Annotated in this window: 9 protein-coding genes; 8 read left to right on the top strand and 1 reads right to left on the bottom strand. The window is 40.4% G+C overall.

Annotated features, from left to right (window positions below):
- Together NON16_RS25110 and NON16_RS25105 are read left to right on the top strand one after the other, a co-directional pair.
- The coding region (locus tag NON16_RS25110; protein WP_257348545.1) for an IS3 family transposase at positions 1-123 on the top strand (123 nt) is incomplete at its 5' end.
- Positions 124-841: 718 nt separating this feature from the next.
- The gene (locus tag NON16_RS25105) at positions 842-997 is read left to right on the top strand and encodes a hypothetical protein (protein WP_257352350.1); all 156 of its coding nucleotides are present in this window, start codon (positions 842-844) and stop codon (positions 995-997) included.
- A 318-nt stretch (positions 998-1,315) separates the two neighbouring features.
- Here NON16_RS25105 and NON16_RS25100 read toward each other — a convergent pair whose 3' ends face one another.
- A complete protein-coding gene (locus NON16_RS25100) occupies positions 1,316-3,223 on the bottom strand; it encodes a sigma-54 interaction domain-containing protein (protein ID WP_257352348.1) in 1,908 nt (635 codons plus the stop codon).
- Positions 3,224-3,400: 177 nt separating this feature from the next.
- Here NON16_RS25100 and NON16_RS25095 point away from each other — a divergent pair, with 177 nt between their 5' ends.
- From NON16_RS25095 to NON16_RS25070, 6 genes are all read left to right on the top strand, one after another.
- Positions 3,401-3,601, top strand: a complete 201-nt coding sequence (locus tag NON16_RS25095) for a hypothetical protein (RefSeq protein WP_257352347.1) — start codon at positions 3,401-3,403, stop codon at positions 3,599-3,601.
- 69 nt (positions 3,602-3,670) lie between these two features.
- Entirely contained in the window at positions 3,671-5,110 is a 1,440-nt protein-coding gene (locus tag NON16_RS25090) for a purine-cytosine permease family protein (RefSeq protein ID WP_257352345.1), read from the top strand.
- Positions 5,111-5,322: 212 nt separating this feature from the next.
- Positions 5,323-6,282, top strand: coding sequence for a heme-dependent oxidative N-demethylase family protein (locus NON16_RS25085; RefSeq protein WP_257352343.1), 960 nt, complete (start codon positions 5,323-5,325; stop codon positions 6,280-6,282).
- Between the two features lie 30 nt (positions 6,283-6,312).
- Positions 6,313-6,816, top strand: coding sequence for a hypothetical protein (locus NON16_RS25080; protein ID WP_257352340.1), 504 nt, complete (start codon positions 6,313-6,315; stop codon positions 6,814-6,816).
- A gap of 44 nt (positions 6,817-6,860) precedes the next feature.
- On the top strand, positions 6,861-7,826 hold the full coding sequence (locus NON16_RS25075) for a PDR/VanB family oxidoreductase (protein ID WP_257352338.1): 966 nt from the start codon (positions 6,861-6,863) through the stop codon (positions 7,824-7,826).
- Positions 7,827-7,859: 33 nt separating this feature from the next.
- On the top strand, positions 7,860-9,350 hold the full coding sequence (locus NON16_RS25070) for an aldehyde dehydrogenase family protein (RefSeq protein WP_257352336.1): 1,491 nt from the start codon (positions 7,860-7,862) through the stop codon (positions 9,348-9,350).
- The last annotated feature ends 395 nt before the right edge of the window (positions 9,351-9,745 follow it).

The following is a 9,745-nucleotide window of genomic DNA, read 5'->3' as shown; positions in this document are numbered from 1 at the left end:
ACTGTAGAGGAATTACGTAAGAAAGTAGACGATTACATGGATTACTACAATTCCTCCAGGTATCAATGGGGATTAGAAAAGATGACCCCGGAACAATTCCGAGGTCACCTCTTAGCTGCTTAGGACTTTTATTAAACTGTCTTTTTTTAAGGGTACAGTTCAATAGATGGATCAAGAGTGTTTACGATTTTAAATAGAATCAGACAATAAGAAGAAACGTTGCAATGTGGTACGCATATTCCAAGGGATATTGAAAGCTACAAAGCTACAAAGCTTTTGTTAGAGAAGAAAAGTAACTAATACCGGTATTGATAAAATTGGTGTCATAAAAACAAACTTTCAACTTGAACAAACAGTTGTTGTTTATATCCATTTTCATCTGGAAATATAATAACTTGAAAAGAGTACCAACTTTTTATATAGGTTGGTACTCTTTAATTTAATTGTAACGGGTTTTACGGGTGGAAAATCAGTTGTGAGCGATAAATCTCTACATGTATGATTCCATTTTCACAGGTTGGGTATATAGAGGTAAGGGGATAAAAAGACACATGTATGCACCGGAAAATATGAAGCCACCCATAAAGACTCGCTACAAGAGTTCGAATACATGTAAGGATTATTTTACGTTTCCATCGTTCTTTCACTGTGAATTTCAATTATATTAAGAAGAGTTATCCGGATAACACATTCAACATTGCTACTTGCGTATGGATCCAATATGTCCTACCTTACTCACTGACTCCAATTTATGGTATCAAAAAATTAAGATGGGGTACATCTAAAGGTAACCTTGATTCAATACAACCGTATTTGGGACGGTATATAAAGGAAGTGAACCATGAAGGAAATACTGAAATATTGCTTAGGATTACTTGCATGTATCTTTTCATTTTTGGGTGGAATCTCCTTTATCCTTACAGATATTTCAATAGCAGCTCTTTCACTACTGGTTAGTTTGATTTTGATGCTTGTATTATTTAAACAATTTGACTAAGAAGTAGTTTATGTTTGATTAGAATTGAATTATTAAAAACAACTCCAATAAACAGTAGTATCGATTATTCAATTGGGATATTGCCTTCGTAACACGCCTTTGGCAAACGTCAACAGGTACATAACGACTATCTGTATCAATGGATATTGCTCTTCCTACTTAAAATTTTTAAAATGCTAGGACGATTATTGAATAACATAGGTTGAAAATGATCAGAACTTTTCTAATAACCAAACTAAAATCTGCTAAAAAAGAATCCATTTTGATCAATCTTTTATTAAAATGGATTCTTTTTAATTATTACAAAATATATAATGATCAAATATTAATATTTAAAATCTTCGCTAGTTTCTTTAATTCAGAGTTGATATAAGATTGGCTGTAGTCATATCCGATCAGGGCAATGACCTGTCCAGAGTGATCAAATATGGGGGCGAAGCTAGTCTTCCATTCTCCGTAAATATCTTTATACATTGGTGTCACCCCCACTTTTCCATTCATTGCTGCAGACGCGACGTCCATTATTTCAGGTGGACCTTCATAGGTTTCGCCAGGTTTTATAATGAAACCTTCATCGGCTACAAGGGTGAGCATTCTTTTGTTGTCCAGATAATAAAAGATGTACACCCATTCTATAATTCCTTCTTGTTCCCGGATCATTGTGAGTTTTTTCTGTAACTTTTGATAGTCAGGGTTTGTTGGTGCGGTATTTGTTTTTAATTGAATCACTTCCTCAGGCTGAATAATGGCGGCTGTGACAATAGCGATGGATCGTAATCGTATATCCAACTGTTCTTCTAGAATTTTTCTCTTATTAGAGGGTGAAAGATTTGCCTGTTGCATTTTTTTACGTATTTTTTTATATTTTCTGCTCATTGTTGGCTGGCTTACATCCAGCACTTTAGCCGCAAGTTTGACTGATTTATATTGCTCCATGGCCATATTGATTAGCTGCTCTTCAACAAGATCCATCGCTTCCTGTAAGGGCATAATATGCTCAAAAATAGGCGGTGCCTTTATGATATCTTTCTTCCATGGAATTATGTTTTGTACGGAAGGGGCATCTACCTCTGTCTTTCTGCTCGTTACAACGATACGCTCAATAATATTCTCCAGTTGTCTGACATTTCCGGGCCATTTATAGATGGACAGGAGATCAATGGCGTCAGGCAAGATTTGAATATTACGATTATATAATTGATTATATTTTTGAACGAAATGATAAATGAAGTAAGGAATTTCTTCTATTCTCTCCCTTAACGAAGGAATTTCGATAGGCACGACATTTAAACGGTAATAAAGATCTTCTCTAAACGTTCCATCTTCAACCATTTGTTCAAGTGACGTATTCGTAGCAGCAATTACTTGAATATTAATTTTTATCGGTTTGGAACCTCCTAAAGGAGTGACTTCTCTTTCCTGGAGAACCCGCAGTAATTTAACTTGCAGGTTGAGAGGCAGCTCGGCCACTTCATCCAGAAAGAGGACACCGTGATTAGCGAGTTCAAATTTGCCAGAAGCCCCGTTCTTTCTCGCCCCGCTAAATGCTCCTTCCTCATAGCCGAACAATTCACTTTCTAATAAATTTTCGGGGATCGCTCCACAGTTGACCGCTATAAATGGCTGCGCTTTCCGATGTCCCATCTCATGAATGGATTTGGCGATCATTTCTTTTCCTACTCCAGACTCTCCTAACAAAAGAACGGTTGATGGAACTTTAGAAACCATTTCAGCTGTGTCGAACACATCCAGCATTTTTTGACTACGAACGACTAGGGGGGTTGAGAGGTATTTCGTCATGACATGATTCATGTCTTCAGCATATGGATCTCCCTCATTATGGGAGGGATCTTCTGTAATGTTTCTGAATCCCCACGCTAATAAATCATCGGTATTAATGGAACTCAATGGGTAACCTGTCACGAGAATTTTCTTATCGTGCCAGGAAGTTTGGATAATGGATGTCTTCTGTTGATTCAATAGGTTTTGTATGGAGGGTTCACCGAAAAACGTGTTTTTTTCAAGTTCAAACAGATTGCTTCCGATGATCGTATCTTCGTTAACTTCCCATAACCCTTTCATTTCTCCCGCTCTTTCTCTAATCATTCCGTTGATGTCAGTGATCATCACTTCATCATAAATGGACAGAAGCATTGATTGAAAAGCATGGACGGTCTGTTGAAACGGCATCATTGCGGAGGAAGATATAGAGTCATTTTTCTTCATTACATACACATCCTTATTGAAAAATAGTGATCAAAGATTAAGTTGCAAATTTCAAAATTGAATAAAGATTCCGAAAATGAATTTTAAGTGCAGCTCTATTCCTTATTTTACTGGAATATTCGATTGGTACAAGACTTGCACTAAGTAAAAGTAACGATTATTAGGGGGGTGAATGGTTTGAATAAGAAAAGCTTTATTCAAGAAAACATGGATTCAAAAGACGTGTTCATTAAAAAACTGTACACGGATCTTCATGGCCGGATACAAGAATTTGAAAAAGAGAGCTCTCGGATTGAGAAAATGAAGATGGCCGACGCGGGTGGTTCCTTGTTTATTGTCGGGGCGATTGTTATCTTTCTGGCTGCCGTCATTATTTAAACTAAGTTTCATCCGATTCTTGGGAAATGGCTATATGCGTATAAATTTTACACCTGAAGGAGGTTGGAGATGAGTAAAGATCAATCGTCTATTTCAAAAGATGTCGCCTTTGGCTTTCTCCCAGCAAAGAAAAATGACCGAGTATTTGGCTTGTGGGATCTGATCCTCATCCAAGTCGGTATTGGTGTTTCCTGTTTTTGTTTACTTGTAGGTGGATATACCGGCATGATTGTCAGTGCGAAAGAAGCGATTGCGACCATCTTATTCGGAAATGCAATTCCGGTTTTGTTAATCGTACCGATCGCCATCTATTTTGCTCGCTACGGGATTGATACCTTTATTGGTTTTCGCAGTTCGCTCGGATACTTAGGATCGAATATCTTTTATTTTATTTTTATGATTCTTACGATTGGCTATATGTCCATAGCCCTTTTTATGTCAGGTCAGGCGGTTGTTAAAATCGCAAGCTTATTAAGCTTCCCGGAGTTTTTTACAACGAGAAGTACAGGGGCACCATTCTTTTCTATTGTGTTGTTCGCCTTCGCGTTTCTAGTGACTTTTAAAGGACCGCTAGTCATTCGTAAATTTAATTTAATTGGTGTTCCCGCGATTTTATTAGTGATGTTTGGGTTGATTTCGATTTTATTACTAGGACAAGGGTTAGATCAGATTTTTGCGTTACGTCCTGCCGAACCATATGAGGATCACTCCCGCTCTATTGCTACCGCCCTTGAGTTAAATATTGGTATAGGCTTTTCATGGCTCCCTTATTTTGGGCAATACAGCCGTCTCGCCAAAAGCGAAAAATCTGCATTCAATGCCGGCTTTCTAAGCTACGGGGTTTTTGTTAATGTAGCAGCGATACTCGGTGCCTTGACGGCGTTGGTAGTTGCTTCGCTGGATCCGACAGACTGGATGATAGCAATTGGGGGAACATGGGTGGGATTGATCGGGCTCATTTTGCTGACACTTGGCAATCTGACGGCAACGATTTTCTTGATGTACTCACAGGCCATCAGTTTTAAAACGGTTTTTCCGAAAAAACGGTGGATTTTCGCTTTAGCTACTGCTATCCCGACTGTACTATTACTTCTAAGCCCCGGATTTTATGATGCTTTCAATTCTTTTATCACCGTCATTTCCTACATCATGGCTGTGGTCGGTGGAATTGTGATTTCTGACTTTTTCTTTGTGAAAAAACAACGAGTATCGATTCGTGATCTGTATGACACGAAAGGAAGCTATTATTACTGGCGTGGGATCAACCCTTCCGCCATTACAAGCTTTATTGTCGGTACGATTGCTTATTGGGGTCTTTATAACCCGCTTCTTGATACAGCAAGTGGAATGTTCCACTATATGACGGCTGGAATCCCTGCCTATTTTGCTGCCGGTATTTGTTACTATGTTTCGGCTAAATACGTTTTTTCCTATCGTGTGGACAAGGATGCTGCTAAATCCAGACCAACCGCGTCTAAAGAAGCCATACAATATGAAGATACAATCTAAAAGTAAAAACGGACAAGTTCAGATATAGCCTTTATTGAAAACGTTTTCTTGAATGAATCGATCATTTAAGAAGAATGATTCAAACGAATTTATAGAAGCGGTTGGAAGAGTAAAGAAAATTTAAAAGTTGAAGGAAATCTATCAAGAAACAGGCAGCTGAGCTTCGGAAGTTTTTATGAAAACTGCTTCTTAAATAAAAGGAGGAATACACAATGTTTAAATCTACGAATCTAGATCAATTTCCATTTCCTTTTACAGACGGGAATTACCGTTATTCGAATGACCTGAAACAGTTACAGGATGTAAATTGCATTGAGATTACACCGGAATATAAAGTGCAAATTCAGAAAAAACGTGAACTACTGGAAGAACAGCCTGATATTCGTTTCCAATCTTTTCCCTACACGATGGAAATGCAGTGGGAAGTGCTTGAGATGCTCGTGGATATGGCTGTTGATAGATATCCTGAATATTTCAAAGTGGAAAAGAACGAAAATCATTGGACCTTCCAAAATTTAATTTTAGAAGAAAAAGAAACATTTATTTTCGGTGATGAAACGAGTATTCCGCATGAGCCGCTTGATTTTATCGGGCGCCATTTTCACAATGACTTTATTTTAATGGTGCATAGAGATGATAATTTCTATTTAGAAGTGGGCCAGATTTCTTACGCCGCCTTGTTTTCAGCGAACTGGAATAAGGGGATGTCGTTTGATGAAATCCATGCTCCCGTCCCTTTTGTTTCACGGACTGGAGTGGATCTTATGGCGAGAGTACGCGATTTCTTGCTCCGCATAGAGCCGGGTAGTCCGTGGACAAGAATTAACTGGAACTTAATGGCCGATCGCTGGGATGTCAATTATGAAACGATGGATGTTTGGGGACCGGAGCGATCGAAAGTAAATGAAGAAAATGCGGGTAAACTTGTCCATCTTCGTGTGGAAGAGCAGAAATTCTATCGCATGCCGCGCAGCAATGCCGTTCTGTTTGTGTTAAATACGCAGTTCCTTCCACTGGAAGATCTGCCAAAAAGACCGGAATGGCTCGAATTGACGTACAGCGTCCTTCAGGATATTCCGAAGCCGATGGCTGAATATAAAGGGATTGCCCCCTTCTTAGCGCCATCAGTAGCGTATTTGAAAAACCTGGTTAAGGAAGTAAAAGTAAAATAAGAAAGCATGCGTAAAGGGAGGTGAAAAACGTTGTATAACAGCCCTGTATTATTTGACCAATCAGACACGATTGTCGAGAAATTCACCATGCAGCCGGAAAGAAGAAAGTATCTCATCATTTCAGATCAGAAAAAAACGGACGTAGTCAAACACTTTATGAATGATATCGAACAGCAAGTCCAATATGAATCTTATGAAATCAATGGTGAAGCCGATCTCGAGAAGGTTAATGAAGTGCTAATACTCCAAAAGATGGGAACGCAGCTCTACATTGCCGCTGACTGGGACAATGCGGTCGATATTTTTACAGCAGCCGTTGAAGCAGGTTTTACAGAAGAAGACATCCAGACGGTCATTTACGGACCTAAAAGGCGGTATGTCTACTGTATGAAATGTTATCGCTTAAACGAAATCAACAAGGAAAAAGAAGCCCAGTGCTCTCACTGTGATGCCATGATGGAAGTCGGCCCATTCTTTTCAAAAGTTCGCAAAGGGTATATCGGCTATCCCTTTATCCCAGTTAAATCTTTTTAAACAAAGAATGGGTGGAAATTCACACAAGGACAGGAGTGATTCGTATGAGAGTTGCAGGAAACATCGATGTGTATGTTGGAAAAATTGAGCAGGAAACAGAAACCATTAAACGATTTTATCTATATCCGTTCGATCAAAAGCTGCTGCCGGCATTTACAGGCGGATCGCATATTACTACGTTAATAAAAAATCGAAACTATGTCATCAAAAGACCATATTCACTTGTCAGCCATCCTGTTGACCGGTCCCAATACGCGATTTCCATTCGCCGGGATGATAACTCAAGAGGAGGTTCCGTGTTTTGGCATGATCATGTAAATGAAGGGGATCGCCTGGAAATCAGCTTTCCCAAAAATCATTTTCCGCTAAGTTATCAGGCGAAGCATCATGTTTTTTACGCCGCGGGAATCGGTATTACTCCATTTTTAACGATGATGGCTGATCTTAAGGCGGAAGGGAAAACATTTGAATTACATTATGCGGCAAGAACGAAAGAGCTTTGTGCCTTTTATGATGACTTAAATGAGAAGTATCCTGGGCAGTGCACGTTCTATTTTTCTAGAGGAGAGGAACCGGCTAGGATGACTCCGGAGACGATGATGAATCACCGGATAGGCTCCCATGTTTATTTCTGTGGACCAGTATCAATGGTTTCCGAATACAGGGACGCGGCAAGGTCGTACGGTTATCCGGAAAAATCGATTCATTTTGAATTGTTTGCAGCGGCTGTGGAAGGACCACAAAATCCATTTGTAGTGGAGCTCGCCAAAAGTGATAAACGTCTTGAAATCTCTTCTGATCAGTCGCTTTTGGACGCACTGTTAAAAGCGGGGATTGATGCCCCCTATTCCTGTACAGTCGGGGGCTGCGGCAGCTGTGAAATAGAAGTGGTGGATGGGGAGGTGGATCATCGCGATCTATTCTTCAAAGAGGAGGAAAGAAAAGCGAGAAGTTCTATATTAACGTGCTGCTCAAGAGCAAAAGAAGGAAAGCTTGTTATCAATTTATAAAATAAATAAACGACCGGCAGGAGGAAAAATAAAATGACTGTAACAACCAACGTAATGAAATTAAAGATGTACATTAATGGTGAGTGGAGAAATTCCAGCAATGCTGACATCAATGAAGTCATCAACCCGGCAACGAAAGAAGTGATCGCCACAGCACCAAGAGCAACAAAAGAAGAGACTGAAGAAACCATTCAAGTGGCAAAAGATGCTTTTGAAAGCGGCGTATGGTCAGGACTAAGTGCACAGGAACGCGCGCAGTTTCTCTTTAAAATTGCCGATAAAATCGATGAAAAACAAGACGAGCTAGTGGAGCTTGAAGTGAAGGATAATGGAAAGACAAAAGCAGAAGCAGGATTTGATGTCAGTGACGCCGCGACATGCTTCCGCTATTATGCAGGGCTCATTACAAAACCGGATGGTGAAACATATCATGTGCCAGAACCGGTTCAGGCAATGGTTGTACGGGAGCCGGTTGGAGTCGCAGGCTTGATTGTTCCCTGGAATTTTCCACTATTGATGAGCGTTTGGAAAATCGCCCCAGCGCTTGCTGCCGGAAATACCATTGTCTTTAAGCCTGCTGAAATCACACCGGTGACTGCAATGAAGTTATTTGAAATTCTTGAAGAAGTGGGAATTCCAAAAGGGGTTGCCAATATGGTAATGGGCAAAGGATCGGTCGTCGGCCAGACAATTGCAGAAAGCAAAGATGTAGATATCGTTTCTTTTACAGGCAGTACAGAGGTAGGTAGGCGCATTATGCAGGCTTCCTCAGGAAATTTGAAGAAAATTTCCCTTGAACTAGGCGGGAAATCCCCGAACATTATTTTTGCCGATGCTGATTTTGAAACAGCGGTTGATTACGCATTATTTGGGATTTTCTTTGGAGCGGGACAAGTCTGCTCTGCCGGAAGCCGTATTCTTGTTGAGGAAAGCATCCATGAAAAATTTGTTGAAAGATTTGTAGAACGGGCGAAGCAAATCAAGGTGGGACCTGGAATGCAAGAAGGAGTGGAAGTGGGCGCGATCGTCAGCCAGGACCAGCTTGAAAGCATTCTTGAATATATTGAAATCGGCAAAAAAGAAGGGGCTACACTGGCACTCGGCGGAAATCGCCTGACGGAAAACGGCCTAGAAAATGGCTATTTTATCGAACCGACCATTTTTACGAACGTTACTCCTAAAATGCGCATTGTTCAAGAAGAAATCTTCGGCCCTGTAGCCGTTATTCAAAAATTCAAAGATGAAGCGGAAGCCGTAAAACTAGCCAACGATACCGACTTCGGCCTTGCGGGAGCGGTATTCTCGCAAGATGGAGCAAAAGCACTACGTGTCATTAAAAAAGTACGTTCTGGTATTACTTGGGTCAATGCTTATCACCCAACTTACGTCGAAGCCCCTTGGGGTGGATACAAACAGAGCGGAATTGGACGTAGCCTTGGAACTTACGGTCTTGACGACTTCCAGGAAATTAAACAAATCAATATCAATCTAGCTGTAGAACCAGTTGGCTGGTTTTCAAACTAATAAAATTTGACGTGTCTTCCCCCGGCTTGTAGAGAAAGGGTTATTTTTCTCTACAAGTTTTTTTGCGCGTTAAGAAAGTATAACTTTTCAGCTGGAAGTAAATCGACGTTGAGGAAAAGTTTAAGTCCCCTAAGTATAAGCGCAACTAAGGCGATCGCCAGCGCTAAGGCTTGGCGCTAGCCAAGTTTTCTTTAAAAGATAAGAAAGTATAGAGCGTCCGAGCATAGGTGATATTCCATAATGGGTGGGAACCCCATCAGGTAAGAACTAGCCATTCACCTGTAGCGAGTCTTGGAGGGTTGGAGGTAACTCCTATCTTTAAGCGTAGACAGCAAGACAGTGGGCCGAAAACCAAATGGCTGAAGGGATGGAGCCCCGAAAACTTATATACGGGA

This window comes from Pseudalkalibacillus decolorationis, assembly GCF_024609785.1.
Taxonomy (GTDB): Bacteria; Bacillota; Bacilli; order Bacillales; family Fictibacillaceae; genus Pseudalkalibacillus; species Pseudalkalibacillus decolorationis.
This window is presented reverse-complemented; position numbering and strand designations above follow the sequence as displayed.